Source organism: Bacillus sp. AFS073361 (assembly GCF_002567005.1).
Taxonomy (GTDB): domain Bacteria; phylum Bacillota; class Bacilli; order Bacillales; family Cytobacillaceae; genus Neobacillus.
Genome location: NZ_NUZU01000005.1, coordinates 1 through 22290 on the forward strand (window position 1 = coordinate 1; position 22290 = coordinate 22290).

Below are 22290 nucleotides of genomic sequence, written 5' to 3' on the forward strand. Positions count from 1 at the left end.
CCCTTATTGCAGTGGCCTCTTATCGGATGCCCTTTCTAAACGGTTTATTAAACGCGTTCTACTTTACCGGATTTCAACGCTCTTGCAGAAACCCAAACACGCTTAGGCTTTCCATCAACAAGAATACGTACTTTTTGTAGGTTAGCACCCCATGTACGCTTGTTTGCGTTCATAGCGTGAGAACGTGCGTTACCAGTTGTTGTTTTCTTTCCTGTTACAACACATTGACGTGGCATAATGATTTCCCTCCTTAACTACCAAAAGCTTTATACAGCAATCTTTAAGATCCTCATCTGGAAAAAGAAAATTGTTTGAACAAATTTTCTAGACTTGAGATACCTTAATAATTTATCATACAACTTATTTGATTGCAATAGTTACCTTTCAAGAAAAAACACTTGACATCACATTTCATATTAAGCTGTTATAGTAAACAGACAGGAATAACTTTCAATATTGCATTGACTATAGTAAAATGACTATAGTCAAGGAGCAATTTTTTCAGGAGGGGGAACGATTCATGTCCATTGAATTAAAAACAAAGTTCGGACAAATTGATATTTCTAACGAAGTAATCGCGACCATTGCCGGAGGAGCGGCGATTGAATGTTATGGAATCGTCGGTATGGCCTCAAAGAACCAAATTAAAGATGGAATTACGGAAATACTACGTAAAGAAAATTTCACTCGGGGCGTGATTGTCCGCCAAGAGAACGAGGCATTACATATTGATATGTATATTATTGTTAGCTATGGAACAAAAATTTCCGAAATTGCCCACAACGTGCAATCAAAGGTTAAGTATACCCTCGATAAGACTGTTGGACTTGCCGTTGACTCGGTCAATATTTACGTTCAGGGAGTTCGAGTGACGAACCCGTAAGTTTGTGTTACGAACTCTCGTAGAGGAGGAAAGTTTGTGTCAATAACAGCTTTAGATGGAAAACGTTTTGCCGAAATGGTGATTCAAGGTGCCAATCATTTGTCAGCAAATGCAAAAATGGTTGATGCTTTAAACGTTTTTCCCGTGCCCGATGGTGATACTGGAACTAACATGAATTTATCAATGACATCCGGGGCAAAGGAAGTAAAGAATAATGTTCAAGACCATATTGGAAAAGTAGGAGCAGCCCTTTCTAAAGGATTGCTAATGGGAGCGCGCGGCAATTCAGGTGTAATCCTATCGCAGTTATTCCGTGGTTTTTCAAAGGCGGTTGAAACGAAAGCGAAAATCTCAGGGACTGAGTTTGCTGAAGCCCTTGAAGCTGGAGTAGAGACAGCCTATAAAGCAGTAATGAAGCCTGTTGAAGGAACCATTTTAACTGTCGCCAAGGATTCTGCTAAAAAAGCCATCCAAGCTGCCCAGCATTCAAACGACGTCATTGTGATTATGGAAGAAGTTTTAAAAGAAGCAAAAGCTTCATTGAAACGCACTCCGGACCTGCTTCCAGTTTTAAAGGAAGTTGGCGTGGTTGACAGTGGCGGTCAAGGTCTTGTATTTGTGTACGAAGGTTTTCTTGCAGTCCTAAAAGGAGAAAAGCTTCCTGATACACCTACAGCAGCTCTTTCGATGGATGAGTTAGTCAATACTGAACACCATAAAAGTGTCCAAGGACATATAAACACAGAAGACATTGAATTTGGGTATTGCACTGAATTTATGGTGAGATTTGAACAAGAAAAGACTGCAAAACATCCGTTTGATGAAGGTGTTTTCAGAAACGACCTTAGTAAATTGGGCGATTCTTTATTGGTTATTGCGGATGAGGATGTTGTAAAAGTTCATATTCATTCCGAACAACCAGGAGAAGTACTAAGCTATGGACAAAAGTATGGAAATTTAATTAATATGAAAATAGAAAATATGCGTCAACAACATACCAATATTGTTGGCGAGCACAAAAATGGACCAGTTACAGACCGTGATAACTCAGCAAAGGAACAGCAAGAATACGGAATTGTTGCCGTATCCATGGGCTCCGGGATTGCAGATTTATTCAGAAGTATTGGCGCACATGCAGTGATTGAAGGCGGACAAACGATGAATCCGAGTACGGAGGATATCGTCAAGGCAGTGAAAGAAGTAAATGCTAAAAAAGTATTTATCTTACCGAACAATAAAAACATCATTATGGCAGCTCAGCAGGCCGCAGACGTTTCTGAAGAGGATATTTATGTGATCCCTTCCAAAACGGTTCCGCAAGGACTATCAGCTTTGTTAGCGTTCAATCCATCTGCTGGTCTTCAGACGAATGAAGACTCTATGAATGATGCGCTAAAACATGTGAAAACTGGTCAAATCACCTTTGCTGTTAGGGATACCCAGATTGATGGCTTAGAAATCGAGAAAGATGATTTTATGGGTATTTCTGAAGGAAAGATCGTTGTTAAAAACAAGGACAAAGGCAAAGTTGCCGAGGACCTGCTTTCACAAATGCTGGATGAGGATTCAGAAATATTAACCATCATTTATGGGGAAGACATTAACGAGGAAGATGTAAACCAGCTTTCAAAATATGTGGAAGAAAATTATGGAGATATTGAAGTGGAAATCCATAATGGTCGTCAGCCGTTATATTCATATATCTTTTCAATTGAATAATGAAAAGCTAAAATAGAAGGGAGCATCCCTTCTTTTTTTGTGCAAAAAAGCAAGTGGAACAATCCGAAAATAAAAACAGGTTTAACAATGCCAACAACACTAAGAAAAAACTGGGCAGGGAGGGTTGGCGGCAGCGCCGACAGGTCATAAACTGGAAGCTAGGACCTTCGGTATACCGCAAAGTAAAGTGAATCCACATCTTAATCAATCAATAACCGTCATAAAGGGAATTGGTGAAGAAACTGCTGAAATTTTTTCAGAAATGAAAATCTTTACGATAAAAGATTTATTAGAGTATTTTCCTTATCGTTATGAAGATTACCGCCTCCGGGAAATAACTGAGGTGCAGCATGAAGAGAAAGTAACAGTGGAAGGGAAGGTTCACAGTGAGCCTTCTCTTAGCTATTTTGGCAGGAAAAAATCAAAACTTATGTTCCGGCTTTTTGTTGGAGCGCATTTGATTAAGGTAGTCTTTTTCAACCAACCCTATTTAAAAAATAAAATTATCATCAATGAAACCATTACGATCACAGGGAAATGGGATGCCCATCGGCAAACGATCACGGCAACTGAGATGCAGATAGGAACAAATGCAAAAACAAAAGATTTTGAGCCCGTTTATTCGTTAAGAGGGAAATTAACGACAAAGGGAATACGGAAATTTATCAGCATTGCTTTTCAACAATATGGAGATTTTATTGAAGAAACACTACCCAATGCTTTTTTAAAAAAATATCGATTACTTGATAGGCAGGCAGCATTCAAAGCCATGCACTTTCCAGACAGCCAAGAAGAGGTGAAACAGGCGAGAAGGCGTATTGTTTATGAAGAATTTCTTTTCTTCCAATTAAAAATGCAGGCATTAAGGAAATTTGAACGCGAGCATTCTCCTGGAGTTTGCCAAAACTATGATGTAACAAAAGTAAAGGAATTTATTAATAGCCTGCCTTTCCCGTTAACAAATGCCCAAGCACGGGTGGTCAATGAAGTATTAGCAGAATTAAAATCACCACTTCGTATGAATCGATTGCTGCAAGGAGATGTTGGTTCTGGAAAAACAGTGGTTGCAGCTATTGGCTTGTATGCCAGTGTTACTGCAGGTTTTCAAGGAGCGCTTATGGTGCCGACAGAAATATTGGCGGAGCAGCATGCAGAAAGCTTAAAAAGTATGTTAGAGCCATTTAATATCAGATGCGAGCTTCTGACGAGTTCGATAAAGGGGAAGCGAAGAAAAGAAATCCTTTCCGAACTATCAGAAGGGAATGTTGATATTTTAATTGGTACACACGCGCTAATTCAGGATGAGGTCACCTTTAAGAGGCTTGGTTTTGTAATCACGGATGAACAACATCGCTTTGGCGTGGAGCAGCGAAGAGTACTGAGAGAAAAAGGAGAGAATCCAGACGTTTTGTTTATGACGGCGACTCCAATCCCACGGACACTCGCGATAACGGTTTTTGGTGAAATGGATGTATCAATCATTGATGAGATGCCAGCAGGAAGAAAAACGATAGAAACCTACTGGGCCAAACCAGAAATGCTTGAACGGGTTCTGGCTTTTGTTGAAAAAGAATTACAAAAAGGCCACCAAGCCTATGTTATTTGTCCGCTCATTGAAGAATCAGAAAAGCTTGATGTTCAAAATGCAATTGACGTGTACAATACATTAAGTCATTATTTTCAAAACCGATTTAAAGCGGGCCTTATGCATGGCCGATTAAGTTCAGAAGAAAAGGACTCGGTAATGAAGGCATTTAGTGCTAACGAAGTACAGGTACTAATTTCAACGACGGTTGTTGAGGTGGGAGTAAATGTGCCGAATGCGACCATGATGGTCATTTATGATGCTGAAAGGTTTGGACTTTCACAGCTTCACCAGCTGCGTGGCAGAGTTGGACGAGGCAGTGATCAATCCTATTGCATATTGCTGGCAAGTCCAAAATCAGAAGTGGGCCAGGAACGCATGCGAATCATGACCGAAACGAACGATGGCTTCGTATTAAGTGAAAAAGACCTAGAGCTTAGAGGGCCAGGCGACTTTTTTGGCAGAAAACAAAGCGGGGTTCCTGAATTTAAAGTCGCAGATATGGTTCATGATTATCGAGCCCTTGAAACTGCACGAAATGATGCAGTGATGTTGATTCAGTCTGAAGCATTTTGGACAGACCCAGAATATCATTACCTAAGAAATATCCTCGATGAATCAGGCGTATTAGAAGGGGAAAAACTAGATTAAATCAAACTTTTTCTTCTTAAAGGGTTTCTTTTTTGGAAAAAGCAGAAGGTTTGAATAAAAACTAATTCTTGCAATCTGCTTTTTCAAATTTTATACTACTATTAGTACCTAGTCATAAGATCTCGGACGGTGTAATCATACATGAGAAAAAGTAAAAAAGAGAGACAACAATTGTTGACCACGACAATTAAAGATAATCCTTTTATTACAGATGAAGATTTAGCAGAAAAATTTCAAGTAAGTGTACAAACCATTCGTCTTGACCGTTTAGAGTTATCAATTCCAGAACTTCGTGAACGGATTAAGACTGTAGCTGAGAAACGATTTGACAATGAAGTCCGCTCATTACCGCTTGAAGAAGTCATTGGTGAAATTATTCATATAGAATTAGATCAGAATGCCATTTCGATTTTTGATGTAAAAAAAGAGCATGTCTTTATACGAAATAACATTGCACGTGGCCACCATGTATTCGCTCAGGCTAATTCATTAGCAGTAGCTGTAATAAATGATGAACTGGCGCTAACAGCAAAAGCGAATATTCAATTTAACCGTTTGGTTAAACTGAATGAGCGGGTTATTGCAAAAGCTAAGGTTACAAAAATTGATCGGAATCAAGGTAGAACGAGTGTTGAAGTAACAAGTTTTGTTAATAATGAACTTGTTTTTACCGGAGAATTTGAAATGTACCGTTCGAAAAATCGGTAGAGGATGAGGAAAATGAAACTAGCAATCGATGCCATGGGCGGCGACAATGCTCCTAAAGAAATCGTATTAGGGGCACTTAAAGCTGTACAAGCATTTTCAGATATACATATTACCCTTGTCGGGGATGAAAATAAAATAAATGAAACCTTAACAAATCATGATCGGATCACTGTAATCCATACAACGGAAGTAATCCTTGGAACAGATGAGCCTGTTAAAGCGGTTCGCCGCAAAAAGAATGCTTCAATGGTGTTAGCCGCTGGACAAGTCGCGGATGGATTGGCAGATGCATGTATCTCAGCTGGAAATACAGGTGCATTAGTAGCGGCAGGACTTTTTGTAGTAGGAAGAATTTCTGGGATCCATCGCCCAGCCTTAGCACCTACGCTGCCGACCATTGGCGGCGAGGGATTCTTGTTATTAGATGTAGGGGCTAATGCGGATGCCAAGCCAGAGCACCTCCTCCAATATGGACTAATGGGCTCGATTTATAGTGAGAAAGTAAGAGGAATTTCCAAACCAAGAGTCGGTCTTTTAAATATTGGAACGGAGGAAAAGAAAGGGAATGACCTAACAAAGCATGCTTTCGAATTGTTGAAGAATGCTGATATTAATTTTGTGGGAAATGTTGAAGCGCGGGATTTATTAGATGGTGTGGCGGATGTGGTCGTGACCGATGGATTTACGGGAAATATGGTTCTTAAGACAATTGAAGGAACGGCACTTTCTATGTTTAAAATGTTAAAGACGGCATTGATGAGTAGTTTTACAAGTAAACTAGCTGCAGCTGTGTTGAAACCAAATCTTAAAACGTTAAAAAATACATTGGATTATTCCGAATACGGCGGTGCCGCTTTGTTTGGATTGAACGCTCCTGTAATTAAGGCGCATGGCTCATCCAATGGTCAGGCTATATTTAGTGCTATTAGACAAACAAGGGAAATGGTTAACAATGATGTTGTTGGTTTAATAAAGATGTCTTCTGAAGAAGAGAATCGAGAAAAAGTAGAACGGTAAAGGAGTTATGAAATGAATAAAATAGCATTCGTATTTCCAGGACAAGGGTCACAAACGGTCGGAATGGGAAAAGAATTAGCAGATAAACATTCCGAGGTGATGGATTTTTTTAGAAGAGCTGATAAAAAGTTAAATATTCCACTGAGTAATCTAATTTTTGATGGCCCGAAGGAAGAGTTGACTATTACCTACAATACACAGCCTGCCCTATTAACAACAAGTATTGCTATTTTAGATTACTTTCAAAAATTTGGGATTAAGGCTGATTACGTAGCTGGTCACAGTTTAGGGGAGTATACGGCTCTTGTTGCTGCCGGTACCCTTTCTTTTGAAGAAGGAGTATATGTCGTTAGAAAACGGGGCGAATTTATGGAGAATGCGGTCCCGAATGGAGAAGGGTCAATGGCTGCCATACTAGGGCTTGACCGAGATCGTCTTTTTGCAGTAACAAATGAGGTAAGTGAATCAGGGAATCCGGTTTCACTAGCAAACCTCAATTGCCCTGGCCAAATTGTTATTTCTGGGTCAAGAAAAGGGGTCGAGTTGGCTACTGCCAAAGCAAAAGAAGCAGGAGCAAAACGGGCTCTTCCTCTAGAAGTTAGCGGTCCATTCCATTCCACTTTAATGAAGCCTGCTGCAGACCAGTTGCGTGAAGTTCTGGATGGAATTGAAATGAAAGATGCCGAAGTCCCAATCGTTGCAAATGTAACAGCTGAGCCTGTTAGCTCAGCATCTGAAATGAAGGATAAATTAATTGAGCAGCTCTATTCCCCTGTATTATGGGAAGATTCTGTTCGCAAAATGATTGAGCTGGGTGTCGATACATTCATTGAAGTTGGTCCCGGAAAAGTTCTTTCAGGGTTAATCAAAAAAATTGATAAAACAGTTACCACTTTCTCTGTCTCGGATGAGGAAAGTGCACAATCTGTTATTGATGCATTAAAGGAGGAGAAAATATGAATCTTGAAGGGAAAGCAGCCCTTGTCACAGGTGCCTCAAGAGGAATCGGCAGAGAAATTGCTCTAGAACTTGCAAGGCAAGGAGCCAATGTAGCCGTAAATTTTTCAGGCAGTGAAGCAAAAGCAAATGAGGTTGTCGATGAAATCAAAGCACTTGGCAGAGAGGCATTCGCTGTAAAATGCAATGTTTCAAACTCTGAAGAAGTTGCTGAGATGATTAAAGGAACCATAGACAGTTTTGGAAAACTTGACATTCTAGTCAATAATGCAGGAATTACAAAAGATAATTTGTTGATGAGAATGAAAGAAGAAGAATGGGATGATGTTATTAATATCAACCTCAAAGGTGTGTTCCTTTGTACGAAGGCAGTAACAAGACAAATGATGAAACAGCGGGTGGGTCGGATCATTAATATTGCATCAATTGTTGGCGTTAGTGGGAACCCAGGTCAGGCCAACTATGTAGCTGCCAAAGCAGGGGTCATCGGTTTAACAAAAACAACGGCGAAAGAACTGGCATCCCGTAACATTACAGTTAATGCAATTGCACCAGGCTTCATCACAACAGATATGACAGATAAGTTACCGGAAGATGTAAAAGCAGAAATGTTAAAACAAATTCCGTTGGCAAGATTAGGAGAGCCTAAAGACATCGCCAAAATAACAGCGTTCCTCGCATCAGATGATTCGTCCTATATTACTGGACAAACACTTCATATTGATGGCGGCATGGTAATGTAATAAGAAAAGCGGAAGCACCCTTGGTCGCTTGAGCTAGACAGTTTAAAAAGATTAAAATTCAAATAGTAATAAAAACCTAGTGTATTATTTTGTTGAAATACTCTATAATAGCTTGAGGGGAGGTGAACAGGCATGGCAGAGGTATTAGAACGTGTAACAAAAATCATCGTTGACCGCTTAGGTGTAGATGAATCTCAAGTTAAACTTGAAGCTTCATTTAAAGATGATCTTGGTGCTGATTCCCTTGACGTAGTTGAACTAGTTATGGAATTAGAAGATGAGTTCGATATGGAAATTTCTGACGATGATGCTGAAAAAATTAGCACAGTTGGTGATGCTGTTAATTACATACAAAGCACAAAGTAATCGTTGGATTTCTTCACAAAAGCTCCGTTTTCAAACGGGGCTTTATTCTGTAAAATAGAACTTGGCTTCCAACAGTGATGCCAAGTTTCTTTGCGTTTTGCGAAAAACTTTTTTAAACTAGAATGTAGTAGGCAGTTGTGTGTAAATTATTAGATGCAAGGTGGAGAAGTTTTATATGCGCAAGAACAATAATGAAAAAGAGTTGAATAATCGCGCAAAGGAAAATCTTTTTAAAGATTTTCAACATACGATTGGTATTTCGATGGAGAATGAAAAATTATTAAAACAAGCATTTACTCATTCATCCTATGTGAATGAGCATCGCAGAAAGCCTTTCGAAGATAATGAGAGACTTGAGTTTTTAGGGGATGCCGTTCTTGAACTAACCGTTTCACAATTCCTTTACAAAAAATATCCAACGATGACCGAGGGTGAATTGACAAAACTTCGAGCAGCCATTGTTTGCGAGCCGTCTCTAGTAGCTTTTGCTAATGAATTACATTTTGGAAAATTAGTATTGTTAGGTAAAGGTGAAGAGATGACAGGTGGAAGGGAACGTCCAGCTTTATTAGCTGATGTTTTTGAAGCATTCATCGGGGCCCTTTATTTAGACCAAGGAATTGAAACAGTGATTAGTTTTCTTGAGAAAGTAGTCTTCCCTAAAATAAATGCTGGTGCTTTTTCTCATGTGATGGATTATAAAAGTCAATTACAGGAGCTCATTCAGCGAGATGGTACAGGGACAATTGAATATCGTGTACTTCAAGAAATTGGACCTGCCCACAACAAAGAATTTGTTTCAAAAGTTTCTTTGAATGGCAAGGAATTAGGTGTAGGAACCGGAAAATCAAAGAAGGAAGCCGAACAACATGCCGCCCAAATGGCTTTAGACATATTAAAGGCTAAAACAACTTAGAATGACAAAATGTTTGCAAGGAGTCCAACTTGCATGCATAGGGAGGATTAAGAAATGTTTCTAAAACGGTTGGACATTATTGGTTTTAAGTCCTTCGCTGATCGTATAGGGGTTGATTTTGTTCCAGGCGTAACGGCGGTGGTAGGTCCTAATGGCAGTGGGAAAAGTAATATAACCGATGCTATCCGTTGGGTTTTGGGGGAACAATCTGCTAAATCGCTTAGAGGCAGCAAAATGGAGGATATTATTTTTGGTGGAAGTGACACAAGAAAGCCTCTGAATTTTGCTGAAGTAACATTGACCTTAGATAACCAAGACCAAGGCTTATCCCTTGATTATAACGAAGTAAGTGTGACGAGAAGAGTAACCCGATCGGGTGAGAGTGAATTCTTAATAAATAAACAGCAATGCCGTCTTAAAGATATCATTGATTTATTCATGGATTCCGGGCTGGGACGAGAAGCATTTTCGATAATCAGTCAAGGGAAAGTGGAAGAAATACTTAATAGTAAAGCAGAAGAAAGACGAACCATATTTGATGAAGCTGCAGGGGTTCTAAAGTATAAACAACGTAAGAAAAAGGCAGAAGTGAAATTGTTTGAGACTCAGGACAATTTAAACCGTGTAAATGATATACTTCACGAACTCGAAAGCCAAGTTGAACCATTAAAAATACAGGCTTCAATGGCCAAGGACTTTCTGGAGAAAAAAGAGGAACTTGAAAAGTTTGAGGTTTCCTTAACTGTTTATGAAATTGAAGATCTTCACCAAAAATGGGAAGACCTTTCTAAGCAGTTAAAAGTACATCAGGAAGATGAACTCAAAATCTCAACGGAACTGCAAGTAAAGGAAGCTAAGATTGTTGAAAAAAGAGATCAGATCGCGGCGTTTGATGAGTCCATTACTGACCTTCAAAATGTTCTTCTTCATGCAACAGAGGAACTAGAAAAACTTGAGGGGAGAAAAGAAGTCCTTAAAGAACGGAAGAAAAATTCCTCCCAAAATAAAGAACAGCTTCAAACGAACATTATTGAAATAACTGATAAAATTAGCCAATTAAAAAAGAATAGTGACAGTGTTTCTATTTCTGCTGAAGAACTAAGTAAGCAAGTGAACCAACTACAAGTACAATTAAAAGAAAAGCAGTCAAAACTGCAGTTATTTAATGAAAATATTGAAGAAAAAATCGAGAGCTTAAAAAGTGAATATATTGAAATACTTAACGACCAAGCTGGTGCAAAAAATGAATTGAAGTACATTGACCAGCAGCTTGACCAGCAGGGAAGAAAAAGTTCCCGTTTAGATATTGAAAATGACAAGTTTATTGAAGAGCGGCAAATCGCGAAAGACAAGGTATCAGATATCCAATCCTCATTAAACGAAATACAACAAAAAATAGAGAATCAAGTCGGTACCTATAGAGAAAAGCAACGTAAGCTTGAAGCATTAAAAAATAATTATCAAAAACAGGAAAAGACTTTGTACCAGGCATATCAAATTCTTCAGCAGGCACAGTCAAGAAAAGAAGTGCTCGAAGAAATGGAAGAAGATTACTCAGGCTTTTTTCAAGGTGTCAAAGAGGTTCTTAAAGCTCGAGGGAAAAATCTCAAGGGAATTGAAGGGGCTGTAGCTGAACTTGTTACCGTTCCGAAGGAGTATGAAACGGCATTAGAAACTGCATTTGGCGGAGCACTGCAGCATATTGTGGTAGATAATGAACCAAATGCACGATCAGCTATTCAATATTTGAAACAAAATTCTTTTGGCAGGGCTACATTTTTACCTCTAAGTGTCATTAAGGGGAGAGCATTATCTTTAGTCCAATTATCTTCGATTCAAAATCATCCATCTTTTATTGGAACTGCCGTCAGTCTTGTGAAATTTGATCCTAAATTCGCGGAGGTTATGAGCAGCCTTCTTGGAAATGTGGTTATAACAAGAGACTTAAAAGGTGCCAATGAATTAGCAAAAATTCTTCAATACCGATGCCGGATGGTCACGCTTGACGGGGATATCGTCAATCCTGGAGGATCAATGACAGGTGGGGCGGTTAAGCAAAAAAACTCTTCTTTATTAACTCGTAAGGGGGAACTTGAAGAGTTAAAAGAAAAGTTAATTGGGATGGAAGAAAAAACAATTCAGTTAGAGAATCTTGTAAAGTCATTAAAAACAGAGGTACAAGATTTAGAGGTTCTATTGGATGAACTCCGTAAAAATGGTGAAGATTTGAGATTAACGGAACTGACATTGAAGGGTGATCTTCGCCAAGCAGAGCTTGAAGAAAAAAACATTAATGAAAGATTAGCTATATATGACCTTGAAAAAGGCCAGTTTTTTGATGAGAAAACAACCCTAACCAATAGAAAAAATGAATTATCTGCTGCGATGGAAAACTACAAAACTTCTTTAGCAGAACTAGATGCTCAAATATCGAAACTCTCGGAACAAAAGTCGAATGATCTGACCTCAAAAGAAGCACTTTCGAATGAAATCAACGATTTAAAAGTTGCCTTTGCCTCCAAGAATGAACAGTATATGAGTACACAAGAACGCTTAGCTCAATTACAAGCCGATTTAGATGAGAGTAAACAAAAGCTTTCTTTGTATACAGAAGACCTTAATCTGTTAACTTCGGAAATGACAAATAGTTCATCCGGTGAAGAGCAGCTAGAAACTGCTGCAATTAAAAAACAACAAGATAAAGATGCCGCAATGAAGTTAATTTCTGTAAGAAGAGAAGAACGCTTAACCCTAAAGACCACATTAGAAGATTTAGAATTGGAAGTAAAAGAATTAAAACGACTTCAGCGTGGGCTAATTGTTGTTTTAAAAGACGAGGAAGTAAAAATTAACCGTTTGGATGTAGAACTTGAAAACCGATTTGCCCGCTTAAGAGAAGAATATCTTTTATCGTTTGAGGGTGCTAAGGAGCAATATCCATTAACCATACCGCTAGAAGAGGCTAGGAAGAAGGTCAAGCTCATCAAACTTGCCATCGAGGAACTTGGAAATGTGAATATCGGAGCGATTGAGGAATATGAACGTGTATCTGAACGATATGAATTTCTCAATGAACAAAAGACAGATCTCCAGGAGGCCAAAGAAACCCTTTACATGGTAATTGAGGAAATGGATGAGGAAATGAAAAAACGCTTTGAACAAACCTTCAATGGTATTCGAGAGCATTTTGAGCCAGTATTCAGATCACTCTTTGGAGGGGGAAGAGCAGACTTAGTGCTTACCATCCCAGGAGATCTATTAAATACAGGTGTCGAAATTGTTGCACAGCCGCCGGGAAAGAAACTGCAAAACTTAGGCTTATTATCAGGTGGAGAGCGAGCATTAACAGCCATTGCACTCCTCTTTTCAATTCTAAAAGTCCGTCCTGTTCCATTCTGTATTCTTGATGAGGTTGAAGCGGCCTTGGATGAAGCGAATGTCCAGCGCTTTAGCCAATACTTAAAACGATATAGTAAGGAGACACAATTTATTGTAATCACCCACCGTAAAGGAACGATGGAGGAAGCGGATGTATTATACGGTGTAACCATGCAAGAATCAGGCGTCTCAAAGCTAGTATCCGTTCGTCTAGAAGATACCAAAGAGCTTGTTGAAACTTAATATTAGGAAGTGATAAAATGAGTTTTTTTAAAAAGTTAAAAGAAAAAATCACTAAATCAACCGATACGGTTACAGAGAAGTTTAAGGAAGGTCTTACGAAGACAAGAAATAATTTTTCAGGAAAAGTAAATGATCTAGTCGCAAGATACCGTAAAGTGGATGAAGACTTCTTTGAGGAATTAGAAGAAATAATGATTCAGGCCGATGTCGGTTTTGATACGGTCATGAAACTAATTGAAGAGTTAAAAATGGAGGTCAAACGCAGGAACATCCAAGACCCACGAGAAGTTCAAAGCGTAATTTCCGAGAAACTGGTTGATATCTATAATGCGGGTGAGGAGCAATCCTCCAAATTAAACATTCAAGAGGACGGTCTAACTGTTATCCTATTTGTTGGGGTTAATGGTGTGGGGAAAACCACCACGATTGGAAAATTAGGCTACAAATTTAAAAATGAAGGAAAGAAAGTACTATTGGCAGCAGGTGATACCTTCCGTGCAGGTGCAATCGAACAACTAGAAGTCTGGGGAGAAAGAGTAGGTGTTGACGTCATCAAGCAAGCAGAAGGATCAGATCCTGCAGCCGTTATGTATGACGCAATTCAGGCAGCAAAATCACGGAAATCCGATATTTTGTTATGTGACACTGCTGGACGTTTGCAAAACAAAGTAAACCTGATGAAAGAGCTAGAGAAGGTTAAGCGTGTCATCGAAAAAGAAGTTCCTGGTGCGCCGCATGAAGTAATCCTAGTCTTAGATGCAACAACAGGTCAAAATGCGTTAATCCAGGCAAAAACATTTAAAGAAGTGACAAATGTAAGTGGAATTGTCCTTTCAAAATTGGATGGAACAGCAAAAGGTGGAATCGTCCTTGCGATTCGCAATGAATTAAAAATACCTGTGAAATTTGTTGGTCTGGGGGAAAAAATGGATGACCTTCAGGAATTTGATGCAGAGAAATATGTATATGGCTTATTTGCGAATGAAATTGAACAAACCGAATAGGTGATGTAAAGGGATTATCTTGACAGATAATGTCTGACCCTGTAAACTACTTATGTAAAGGCTTTTCACTTAACATACGTGTTGGAGGGGATTGGCATGCTTGAAAAGACAACACGAATGAATTATCTTTATGATTTTTATCATTCGTTGTTAACACCTAAGCAGCAAAGCTATATGTCTCTCTATTATTTAGATGATTTCTCATTAGGAGAAATAGCCGAAGAGTATGATGTCAGTCGACAAGCCGTTTATGATAATATTAAGCGGACTGAGACAATGCTCGAGGAGTATGAAGAAAAGCTGCTGTTATTTCATAAATTTCAAGAGCGTAGTAAACTTTTAAGAAATGTGAAAGAATTGCTTAACGAGGACGACCCTTCAAAGCAGGCAATGCTAGAAGCTGTTGCCGAGTTGGAGAATTTAGATTAGGAGGCGGCATGAATGGCATTTGAAGGATTAGCCGACCGACTGCAGAATACAATTCAGAAAATCCGTGGAAAAGGGAAAGTCTCAGAAGCGGATGTTAAAGAAATGATGCGGGAAGTGCGTCTCGCTTTACTAGAAGCAGACGTAAACTTTAAGGTAGTTAAAGATTTTGTGAAAAAAGTCAGTGAACGTGCCGTTGGGCAGGAAGTACTGAAAAGCTTAACACCAGGACAGCAAATTATTAAAATCGTTAATGAAGAATTAACGGAATTAATGGGTGGAGAACAAAGCAAAATCGCTGCATCTAATCGTCCCCCTACTGTCATTATGATGGTCGGTTTACAGGGTGCTGGTAAAACGACAACTTCAGGCAAACTTGCTAATTTACTGCGCAAAAAGTATAACCGCAAGCCATTGCTTGTTGCTGCCGATATTTACCGACCTGCTGCCATTAAACAACTTGAAACTCTTGGTAAACAATTGGACATGCCCGTTTTCTCACTCGGTGATCAAGTAAGCCCAGTAGAGATTGCTAGGCAGGCAATTGCAAAAGCAAAAGAAGATCATAATGATTATGTCCTTATTGATACAGCTGGTCGACTTCATGTGGATGAAGCATTAATGGGTGAGTTAAAAGACATTAAAGAATTGACAAAGCCTGATGAAATCTTCTTAGTTGTCGATGCCATGACTGGTCAAGACGCGGTCAATGTTGCTCAAAGCTTTAATGAACAGCTCGGTCTAACTGGTGTTGTATTAACCAAGTTGGACGGCGATACCAGGGGCGGAGCTGCGTTATCAATTCGCGCAGTTACCCAAACACCGATTAAATTTGTCGGTTTAGGTGAAAAGTTAGACGCTCTTGAACCGTTTCACCCTGAACGGATGGCATCTAGAATCCTTGGTATGGGTGACGTGCTTACGTTGATTGAAAAAGCACAGGCTAATGTTGATGAAGAAAAAGCAAAAGAGTTGGAACAAAAAATGCGGACAGCGTCTTTTACGCTCGAAGATTTTTTGGATCAACTTGGTCAAGTCCGGAATTTAGGACCGCTTGACGAATTATTAAAGATGATGCCTGGTGCAAACAAAATCAAGGGATTAAATAATCTTCAAATTGATGAAAAACAAATTTCCCATGTAGAAGCAATTATTCGTTCAATGACGATGGCTGAAAAAACGAACCCTGAAATCTTGAACGCGAAACGGAAAAACCGGATTGCTAAGGGCAGTGGTCGTTCTGTAACAGAAGTAAACCGTTTGTTGAAGCAGTTTGACGACATGAAAAAAATGATGAAACAAATGACTGGAATGCAGCAAAAAGGTAAGAAAAAAGGTGGATTTAAGTTCCCATTTAATCCATTCTAACTTGTTTTGTTTTTGAAAAAATTGGTAATACTGTATGTAAAGAAAAAACACTTTACAAACTTTAAAAGAATTGATAATATACTATCTTGTGTGAAACTATTCGGAGGTGCTTTTTTAAAATGGCAGTTAAAATTCGTTTAAAACGTATGGGAGCTAACAAAACTCCTTTCTATCGTATTGTAGTAGCAGATTCTCGTTCACCACGTGATGGACGTTACATCGAGGTTGTTGGAACTTACAATCCAGTTGCACAACCAGCAAAAGTTGACATCAACGAAGAACTAGCTCTTAAATGGTTACAAGACGGTGCGAAACCATCTGATACAGTTCGTAACCTTTTCTCTAACCAAGGCATCATGGAAAAATTCCATAATGCAAAATTAAGTAAGTAAAACGGACGACGATGAAACAATTAGTCGAAACAATTGTTAAGCCCCTTGTTGATTTTCCAGAAGACGTCCATGTGGATGTTAAGGAAGACGATACCCGGATTACTTATCAGCTGTCTGTGAATAAAACAGATATGGGAAAAGTGATTGGTAAACAAGGGCGTGTTGCAAAGGCCATTAGAACTGTTGTTTATGCAGCAGGATCATCACAACAAAAGAAAATTTTTCTAGAAATTGGTGAATAGCTTTTTGCACCGAGAAGAAAGGGGGGAATTAATTCCTCCCTTTTTTTGCATACGAATGTGTAGACGTAAGGGAGGCCCTTTCTTTGCAAATCATTCAAACGGTTGTGGTTAAACAAATTCTAACGGAAAATAGTAAGAAAAAATTATTCCATCAATATGAGGCTAAAAAACTACAGCTTCAACGGGAAAACAGTCAGCTTCAATTTGAATTGAAGCGGATGGAAAAAACCAAAAATTTTTCACCTCAAGCGTTGAAGGCTCATTTTGAAAAAGAAATCAGTAAACGTTTAGAAAAAGAAAAGCTTCTTGACTTTCAAATCGAACAATTACATATGCTACCTTTAGGCAGTGAATTAAAGGAAAAGGAAGTACAAGCACTCATTGAAGTGAAAATAGGCGATTCCTGGAATGAACGCACAGGACAGCCTGAGATTATCATTAAAGACGGTATAATTGAGGAAATTAGAGAAGGTGAATAATGAAATGGAAAAATGGTTTAATGTTGGGAAAATTGTTAACACACAGGGAATTAAGGGGGAAGTCCGGGTCATATCAAAGACTGATTTCCCTGAAAAACGCTATAAGGCTGGTAATGTTTTATATTTGTTTATGCCGGGTTCAAGTTCGCCGATTGAATTAACAGTCAAAAGCCATCGAACTCATAAAAATTTTGAATTACTTACATTTGAAGGGTATAACAATATCAATGAAGTAGAAAAGTTCAGAGAAGGAATTTTGAAGGTTCCTGAATCCCAATTAGGTACACTTAAGAAAGATGAATTTTATTACCATGAGATTATAGGATGTCTTGTTGCTACAACAAGAGGAGAAGAACTTGGAAAAGTCTCTGAAATTTTATCTCCTGGTGCCAATGACGTCTGGGTGGTTAAAGGTAAGGGAGGCAAAGAAATACTCATCCCTTATATCCATGATGTGGTCAAGAAAGTAGATGTGAAAGAAAAAGTCGTCTTAATTGAACCGATGGAAGGGCTGCTTTCATGATGCAGATTGATATCCTTACCCTTTTCCCAGAAATGTTTTCTGGGGTATTTGGTCAATCAATTTTGAATAAAGCGGCTGAAAAATCTGCAGTCAGTTACAATGTGATAAATTTTCGTAAGTATGCAGATAACAAACACTCTACTGTTGATGATTATCCCTATGGCGGCGGTGCTGGGATGGTTCTAAAACCACAGCCGATCTTTGATGCCGTATCAGCACTGAAGGATAATGCTAAAAGTAAGAACCCAAGGGTCATTCTGCTTTGCCCTCAAGGTGAACGCTACGAACAGGTAAAAGCAGAGGAACTGGCAAAAGAAGAGCATTTAATATTTATTTGCGGTCATTATGAGGGATACGATGAACGAATAAGAGAACATGTGGTAACAGATGAAATCTCGATTGGCGATTATGTCCTGACTGGTGGTGAACTTGGTGCAATGGTGGTAGTTGATAGTGTTGTCCGACTTCTGCCAGAGGTGCTAGGCAATCAGGAATCACATATGAAAGATTCCTTCAGTACGGGACTGTTAGAGCATCCTCACTACACAAGACCAGCGGATTTTCGCGGCCTGAAGGTTCCTGAAGTCCTAATGTCAGGGAATCATAAGTTAATAGAAGAATGGCGCAATAAAGAAGCATTACGTCGAACATTTTTAAGACGACCAGACCTTTTCAGGAAAATGGAATTAACTGATGAGCAGGAAAAATGGCTTAAAGAAATAAAAAAAGAATACAAGTAGTATTGCGCGTGTCTAGTAATTATGGTATGATACTTCTTGTGACTTGAGCTGATACCTATCAGATTGTAGTCTTATAACGATGTTCCGCTGCAATGGATTTAGAAGTTTGATGTGCATGAGCGTCTGTTGGAAGGAGTTGAAAACGATGCAAAAATTGATTGAAGAAATCACAAAAGAACAACTTCGTACTGATCTTCCTGCTTTCCGTCCTGGTGACACTGTACGTGTACACGTTAAGGTTGTCGAGGGTACTCGTGAGCGTATTCAGTTATTTGAAGGTGTTGTGATTAAGCGTCGTGGTGGTGGAATTAGCGAAACTTTTACAGTTCGTAAAATTTCTTACGGAGTAGGCGTTGAGCGTACTTTCCCAGTACACACACCAAAAATTGCGAAGCTAGAAGTACTTCGTCGCGGTAAAGTTCGCCGTGCTAAGCTTTACTACTTGCGTAACCTTCGCGGTAAAAAAGCAAGAATTAAAGAGATCCGATAATAGAAGAGAAAAAGAGCTTGCTCGAAAGCAGGCTCTTTTTTTATGTATATTGATTTGAAACCCTTAACGATATATTTGGAGTTAACCAATTTATTGCTTGTTTTTTAACAAATTATTAAAGTTTGATTAAAAAATATGTTCCCATCGTGTTAAATTTGTTGAAGTTATGTAAAATAAGCTTTATAAAACATTTTTTTACTGAGATTGGCGGGGATTGCGATGACAAAAAAGAAAAATGAACTCTGGGAATGGACAAAGGCTCTTTTGATTGCAGTTATCTTGGCTGCTGTTATTCGATACTTTTTATTTGCTCCAATTGTTGTCGATGGGTTATCGATGATGCCTACATTGAAGGATCAGGATCGAATGATAGTAAATAAGTTTAGTTATAATATTGGGGAGCCAAAGCGGTTTGATATCATTGTCTTTCATGCTCCTGAGCAAAAGGATTATATAAAACGCGTAATTGGACTGCCCGGCGACACCATTGAGTATAAAGATGATACATTATATGTTAATGGAAAAGCGTATAAAGAGCCATATTTGGATAAATATAAAAAAGAAGTTGAGGATGGACCGTTAACCGATCCATTTACCTTGGATGAAACAGCTGTTGGTCGTAAAACCGTTCCAAAAGGTGAATTGTTTGTCATGGGTGACAATCGTCGCTTCAGTAAAGATAGTCGCCATATTGGGACCATTTCTTATGATAAAATTATTGGTAAAACAAGTTTCGTTTATTGGCCATTAAATGATGCCCATATTGTATCAGTGAAATAGATTTTACTACACAGTTACAGCGCCTTGATCAAGGCGCTTAAGCTTTTAGAGGAGGTGGCCGGGTCATGACAATCCAATGGTTTCCAGGCCATATGGCTAAGGCTCGCAGAGAGGTTACAGAAAAGTTAAAGTTAGTTGATATTATATTTGAATTGGTGGATGCGAGGATTCCCTACTCTTCGAGAAATCCAATGATTGATGAAATTATTCAGCATAAGCCAAGGCTTGTTTTGTTAAATAAAGCAGATATGGCTGATAGGGATGCAACTAAGGAATGGATAAACTTCTTTGCCGAAAAAGGAATTAAAGCACTAGCAATTAACTCCCAGGCTGGGGAAGGTATGAGAGATATTGCGCAAGCTTCACAAGAAATATTAAAAGAAAAATTTGACCGTCTCAGAGCAAGAGGGGTAACGAATCCACGGGCGATTCGAGCAATGATAGTAGGAATTCCTAATGCCGGTAAATCGACTTTGATTAATCGGTTAGCGAAGAAAAATATCGCTAAAACGGGTAATACTCCAGGTGTTACCAAAGCCCAACAATGGATTAAAGTAGGGAAGGAAATGGAACTTCTAGACACGCCGGGAATATTATGGCCAAAGTTTGAGGACCAAGAAGTTGGCAAAAAACTGGCCGTTACCGGAGCAATCAAAGATACACTACTGAACCTCCAAGATCTCACGGTTTATGTACTTAGGTTTTTAGAAAGAGAATATCCTGAGCGCTTAAAGGAGCGTTACAATCTTGAAACTCTTCCTGACGATGTTGTCGAGATGTTTGATAAAATAGGTGTATTGCGCGGATGCCTTGCAGCTGGAGGTATCGTTGATTATGATAAAGTATCTGAACTAGTCATCAAGGAAATTAGGTCAGAGAAATTTGGCCGGATAACATTTGAACGACCTGATGATATTATTACTGAATAAGAATTAGTTTTTACTCTCCCGACGGAGAGTCTTTTTTATGGATTTTTCCCAGTATTTATCGGAGGCTATTTTGCCTTATATCTTGTAATATAATTGTATAGAAAATAAAGGAGCATCCTAAATGAAATATCGATCTGCATTTGATATTATTGGTCCAGTCATGATTGGACCATCAAGCTCTCATACCGCAGGCGCAGCTCGAATTGGCCGTGTAGCAAGAACCTTATTCGGTCAGCTGCCAAAGAAAGCAGTCATCTCATTGTACGGTTCATTTGCAAAAACCTATAAAGGACACGGAACAGACTTTGCCATTGTGGCTGGACTGTTGGATTTAGATACATTTGATGAACGAATGCCAAAATCCTTGGATATTGCAAAAGAAATGGGGTTAGAGGTGATCTTTTGTACTGAAGTGGCAGTAACAGATCACCCTAATACCGTGAAAATAAATTTGTATCATGAAGATAACGAACTTGAACTCGTTGGGATTTCAATTGGCGGTGGAACGATCGAGATAACTGAATTAAATTCATTGACATTGAAACTTTCGGGTGAACATCCTGCAATATTAGTTATACATCAAGACCGTTTTGGTATCATTTCAGCCGTAACAAGTGTGTTATCAAAATATGAAATTAACATAGGGCATATGGAAGTTTCGCGTTTAGAAAAAGGTGAAATGGCTTTAATGGTTATTGAAGTGGACCAAAAAATTGATAACAGGGTAATTGAGGAATTACAACAGCTTTCCAATGTATCGCAAATCATTCGAATGGCTGAATAGATTGACTTAAGGACACATCTGGAGGTGTTTATATGTTTCGAAATGTAGTGGAACTTGTGCAACTTGCAGAGGAAAATCAAGTTAAAATTGCAGAAATCATGATTCGTCAAGAAATCGAAGTTTCAGGACTTTCTAGAGAAGAAGTTCTAGCTAAAATGGATAGGAATTTAGCAGTAATGGAACAAGCGGTGGAAAGAGGTTTGAAGGGAGTACACTCCCATACAGGCCTAACTGGCGGCGACGCAGTGTTGCTTCAAAACTATATTAAGAGTGGCCGAGCCCTAGGGGGGACGATTTTGTTAGATGCCGTTAGTAAGGCTGTGGCAACTAATGAAGTGAACGCTGCGATGGGTGTGATTTGTGCTACACCAACAGCTGGTTCAGCAGGCGTAGTACCTGGAACATTATTTGCAGTAAAAGAAAAATTAAATCCAACTCGCCAAGAAATGATAGAATTCTTATTTACGGCAGCGGCATTCGGCTTCATAGTCGCAAATAATGCCTCTATTTCAGGCGCTGCAGGTGGATGCCAAGCAGAAGTAGGTTCAGCGAGTGGAATGGCAGCTGCAGCGATTGTTGAATTAGCAGGCGGTTCGCCTAAGCAGGCAGCCGAGGCGATGGCGATCACCTTGAAAAATATACTTGGATTAGTATGTGATCCAGTTGCTGGTTTAGTTGAGGTTCCTTGTGTAAAACGGAATGCAATGGGCGCATCTAATGCGATAACTGCTGCAGATATGGCGTTGGCGGGAATTACAAGTAGAATCCCATGTGACGAAGTCATACATGCTATGTTTTTAATAGGTCAATCCATGCCATCTGCTTTAAGAGAAACAGCCGAAGGCGGACTTGCAGCGACTTCAACAGGGAAAAGATTAGAACAAGAAATTTTTGGAAATGACAAACCATTCAAATTAAAAGACTTAGTATTATCCTAAAAAGTATGAATAACACCCAATGCGAATGA

Annotated in this window: 24 protein-coding genes; 23 read left to right on the top strand and 1 reads right to left on the bottom strand. The window is 39.0% G+C overall.

What is annotated here, in order from left to right; all coding sequences use genetic code 11:
- Window positions 1–47: 47 nt before the first annotated feature.
- Window positions 48–236, bottom strand: coding sequence for a 50S ribosomal protein L28 (rpmB, locus tag COJ96_RS03705; RefSeq protein ID WP_026566424.1), 189 nt, complete (start codon window positions 234–236; stop codon window positions 48–50).
- A 284-nt stretch (window positions 237–520) separates the two neighbouring features.
- Here rpmB and COJ96_RS03710 point away from each other — a divergent pair, with 284 nt between their 5' ends.
- From COJ96_RS03710 to sdaAA, 23 genes are all read left to right on the top strand, one after another.
- Window positions 521–883, top strand: coding sequence for an Asp23/Gls24 family envelope stress response protein (locus tag COJ96_RS03710; RefSeq protein WP_026566425.1), 363 nt, complete (start codon window positions 521–523; stop codon window positions 881–883).
- A 36-nt stretch (window positions 884–919) separates the two neighbouring features.
- On the top strand, window positions 920–2602 hold the full coding sequence (locus COJ96_RS03715; protein WP_098571661.1) for a DAK2 domain-containing protein: 1683 nt from the start codon (window positions 920–922) through the stop codon (window positions 2600–2602).
- A gap of 187 nt (window positions 2603–2789) precedes the next feature.
- On the top strand, window positions 2790–4838 hold the full coding sequence (recG, locus tag COJ96_RS03720; protein ID WP_098571748.1) for an ATP-dependent DNA helicase RecG: 2049 nt from the start codon (window positions 2790–2792) through the stop codon (window positions 4836–4838).
- A gap of 141 nt (window positions 4839–4979) precedes the next feature.
- Complete coding sequence (gene fapR, locus COJ96_RS03725) at window positions 4980–5546, top strand: transcription factor FapR (protein ID WP_098571662.1); 567 nt, start codon at window positions 4980–4982, stop codon at window positions 5544–5546.
- A 12-nt stretch (window positions 5547–5558) separates the two neighbouring features.
- On the top strand, window positions 5559–6563 hold the full coding sequence (plsX, locus tag COJ96_RS03730; RefSeq protein ID WP_098571663.1) for a phosphate acyltransferase PlsX: 1005 nt from the start codon (window positions 5559–5561) through the stop codon (window positions 6561–6563).
- A 12-nt stretch (window positions 6564–6575) separates the two neighbouring features.
- On the top strand, window positions 6576–7523 hold the full coding sequence (fabD, locus tag COJ96_RS03735) for an ACP S-malonyltransferase (RefSeq protein ID WP_098571664.1): 948 nt from the start codon (window positions 6576–6578) through the stop codon (window positions 7521–7523).
- A complete protein-coding gene (fabG, locus tag COJ96_RS03740) occupies window positions 7520–8263 on the top strand; it encodes a 3-oxoacyl-[acyl-carrier-protein] reductase (protein ID WP_098571665.1) in 744 nt (247 codons plus the stop codon). Before fabD ends, fabG begins: the two co-directional genes overlap by 4 nt.
- Window positions 8264–8395: 132 nt before the next feature.
- On the top strand, window positions 8396–8629 hold the full coding sequence (gene acpP / locus COJ96_RS03745) for an acyl carrier protein (RefSeq protein WP_026566432.1): 234 nt from the start codon (window positions 8396–8398) through the stop codon (window positions 8627–8629).
- Window positions 8630–8804: 175 nt separating this feature from the next.
- Entirely contained in the window at window positions 8805–9545 is a 741-nt protein-coding gene (rnc, locus tag COJ96_RS03750) for a ribonuclease III (protein ID WP_098571666.1), read from the top strand.
- Window positions 9546–9599: 54 nt separating this feature from the next.
- On the top strand, window positions 9600–13166 hold the full coding sequence (smc, locus tag COJ96_RS03755; protein ID WP_098571667.1) for a chromosome segregation protein SMC: 3567 nt from the start codon (window positions 9600–9602) through the stop codon (window positions 13164–13166).
- A 17-nt stretch (window positions 13167–13183) separates the two neighbouring features.
- Window positions 13184–14170 carry a signal recognition particle-docking protein FtsY gene (gene ftsY / locus COJ96_RS03760; RefSeq protein ID WP_098571668.1) on the top strand — a complete coding sequence of 329 codons (987 nt, stop codon included), beginning with the start codon at window positions 13184–13186 and terminating at the stop codon, window positions 14168–14170.
- A 96-nt stretch (window positions 14171–14266) separates the two neighbouring features.
- On the top strand, window positions 14267–14599 hold the full coding sequence (locus COJ96_RS03765; protein WP_098571669.1) for a putative DNA-binding protein: 333 nt from the start codon (window positions 14267–14269) through the stop codon (window positions 14597–14599).
- Window positions 14600–14611: 12 nt separating this feature from the next.
- Window positions 14612–15964, top strand: coding sequence for a signal recognition particle protein (gene ffh / locus COJ96_RS03770; RefSeq protein WP_098571670.1), 1353 nt, complete (start codon window positions 14612–14614; stop codon window positions 15962–15964).
- A 119-nt stretch (window positions 15965–16083) separates the two neighbouring features.
- Entirely contained in the window at window positions 16084–16356 is a 273-nt protein-coding gene (gene rpsP, locus COJ96_RS03775; protein ID WP_088086361.1) for a 30S ribosomal protein S16, read from the top strand.
- 11 nt (window positions 16357–16367) lie between these two features.
- Window positions 16368–16598 (top strand): KH domain-containing protein, encoded by a 231-nt coding sequence (locus COJ96_RS03780; RefSeq protein WP_026566439.1) that lies wholly within the window; start codon window positions 16368–16370, stop codon window positions 16596–16598.
- A gap of 83 nt (window positions 16599–16681) precedes the next feature.
- On the top strand, window positions 16682–17077 hold the full coding sequence (locus tag COJ96_RS03785; protein ID WP_098571671.1) for a YlqD family protein: 396 nt from the start codon (window positions 16682–16684) through the stop codon (window positions 17075–17077).
- A gap of 4 nt (window positions 17078–17081) precedes the next feature.
- Complete coding sequence (gene rimM, locus COJ96_RS03790) at window positions 17082–17600, top strand: ribosome maturation factor RimM (RefSeq protein ID WP_098571672.1); 519 nt, start codon at window positions 17082–17084, stop codon at window positions 17598–17600.
- Window positions 17597–18340 carry a tRNA (guanosine(37)-N1)-methyltransferase TrmD gene (gene trmD, locus COJ96_RS03795; RefSeq protein ID WP_098571673.1) on the top strand — a complete coding sequence of 248 codons (744 nt, stop codon included), beginning with the start codon at window positions 17597–17599 and terminating at the stop codon, window positions 18338–18340. Before rimM ends, trmD begins: the two co-directional genes overlap by 4 nt.
- A 145-nt stretch (window positions 18341–18485) precedes the next feature.
- Window positions 18486–18830 (top strand): 50S ribosomal protein L19, encoded by a 345-nt coding sequence (gene rplS / locus COJ96_RS03800; protein WP_026566443.1) that lies wholly within the window; start codon window positions 18486–18488, stop codon window positions 18828–18830.
- A gap of 219 nt (window positions 18831–19049) precedes the next feature.
- The gene (gene lepB / locus COJ96_RS03805; protein WP_098571674.1) at window positions 19050–19610 is read left to right on the top strand and encodes a signal peptidase I; all 561 of its coding nucleotides are present in this window, start codon (window positions 19050–19052) and stop codon (window positions 19608–19610) included.
- A 65-nt stretch (window positions 19611–19675) separates the two neighbouring features.
- The gene (gene ylqF, locus COJ96_RS03810; RefSeq protein WP_098571675.1) at window positions 19676–20539 is read left to right on the top strand and encodes a ribosome biogenesis GTPase YlqF; all 864 of its coding nucleotides are present in this window, start codon (window positions 19676–19678) and stop codon (window positions 20537–20539) included.
- A gap of 121 nt (window positions 20540–20660) precedes the next feature.
- Window positions 20661–21323, top strand: a complete 663-nt coding sequence (gene sdaAB, locus COJ96_RS03815) for an L-serine ammonia-lyase, iron-sulfur-dependent subunit beta (RefSeq protein ID WP_098571676.1) — start codon at window positions 20661–20663, stop codon at window positions 21321–21323.
- Between the two features lie 32 nt (window positions 21324–21355).
- Window positions 21356–22261 carry an L-serine ammonia-lyase, iron-sulfur-dependent, subunit alpha gene (gene sdaAA / locus COJ96_RS03820; protein ID WP_098571677.1) on the top strand — a complete coding sequence of 302 codons (906 nt, stop codon included), beginning with the start codon at window positions 21356–21358 and terminating at the stop codon, window positions 22259–22261.
- Window positions 22262–22290 lie beyond the last annotated feature (29 nt).

Excerpts from the sequence above, each read along its gene's own strand:
- rpmB (WP_026566424.1), bottom strand. The coding sequence starts at position 236 with ATGCCACGTCAATGTGTTGTAACAGGAAAGAAAACAACAACTGGTAAC.
- COJ96_RS03710 (WP_026566425.1), top strand. The coding sequence starts at position 521 with ATGTCCATTGAATTAAAAACAAAGTTCGGACAAATTGATATTTCTAAC.
- fapR (WP_098571662.1), top strand. The coding sequence starts at position 4,980 with ATGAGAAAAAGTAAAAAAGAGAGACAACAATTGTTGACCACGACAATT.
- plsX (WP_098571663.1), top strand. The coding sequence starts at position 5,559 with ATGAAACTAGCAATCGATGCCATGGGCGGCGACAATGCTCCTAAAGAA.
- fabD (WP_098571664.1), top strand. The coding sequence starts at position 6,576 with ATGAATAAAATAGCATTCGTATTTCCAGGACAAGGGTCACAAACGGTC.
- fabG (WP_098571665.1), top strand. The coding sequence starts at position 7,520 with ATGAATCTTGAAGGGAAAGCAGCCCTTGTCACAGGTGCCTCAAGAGGA.
- acpP (WP_026566432.1), top strand. The coding sequence starts at position 8,396 with ATGGCAGAGGTATTAGAACGTGTAACAAAAATCATCGTTGACCGCTTA.
- rnc (WP_098571666.1), top strand. The coding sequence starts at position 8,805 with ATGCGCAAGAACAATAATGAAAAAGAGTTGAATAATCGCGCAAAGGAA.
- smc (WP_098571667.1), top strand. The coding sequence starts at position 9,600 with ATGTTTCTAAAACGGTTGGACATTATTGGTTTTAAGTCCTTCGCTGAT.
- ftsY (WP_098571668.1), top strand. The coding sequence starts at position 13,184 with ATGAGTTTTTTTAAAAAGTTAAAAGAAAAAATCACTAAATCAACCGAT.
- COJ96_RS03765 (WP_098571669.1), top strand. The coding sequence starts at position 14,267 with ATGCTTGAAAAGACAACACGAATGAATTATCTTTATGATTTTTATCAT.
- ffh (WP_098571670.1), top strand. The coding sequence starts at position 14,612 with ATGGCATTTGAAGGATTAGCCGACCGACTGCAGAATACAATTCAGAAA.
- rpsP (WP_088086361.1), top strand. The coding sequence starts at position 16,084 with ATGGCAGTTAAAATTCGTTTAAAACGTATGGGAGCTAACAAAACTCCT.
- COJ96_RS03780 (WP_026566439.1), top strand. The coding sequence starts at position 16,368 with ATGAAACAATTAGTCGAAACAATTGTTAAGCCCCTTGTTGATTTTCCA.
- rimM (WP_098571672.1), top strand. The coding sequence starts at position 17,082 with ATGGAAAAATGGTTTAATGTTGGGAAAATTGTTAACACACAGGGAATT.
- trmD (WP_098571673.1), top strand. The coding sequence starts at position 17,597 with ATGATGCAGATTGATATCCTTACCCTTTTCCCAGAAATGTTTTCTGGG.
- rplS (WP_026566443.1), top strand. The coding sequence starts at position 18,486 with ATGCAAAAATTGATTGAAGAAATCACAAAAGAACAACTTCGTACTGAT.
- lepB (WP_098571674.1), top strand. The coding sequence starts at position 19,050 with ATGACAAAAAAGAAAAATGAACTCTGGGAATGGACAAAGGCTCTTTTG.
- ylqF (WP_098571675.1), top strand. The coding sequence starts at position 19,676 with ATGACAATCCAATGGTTTCCAGGCCATATGGCTAAGGCTCGCAGAGAG.
- sdaAB (WP_098571676.1), top strand. The coding sequence starts at position 20,661 with ATGAAATATCGATCTGCATTTGATATTATTGGTCCAGTCATGATTGGA.
- sdaAA (WP_098571677.1), top strand. The coding sequence starts at position 21,356 with ATGTTTCGAAATGTAGTGGAACTTGTGCAACTTGCAGAGGAAAATCAA.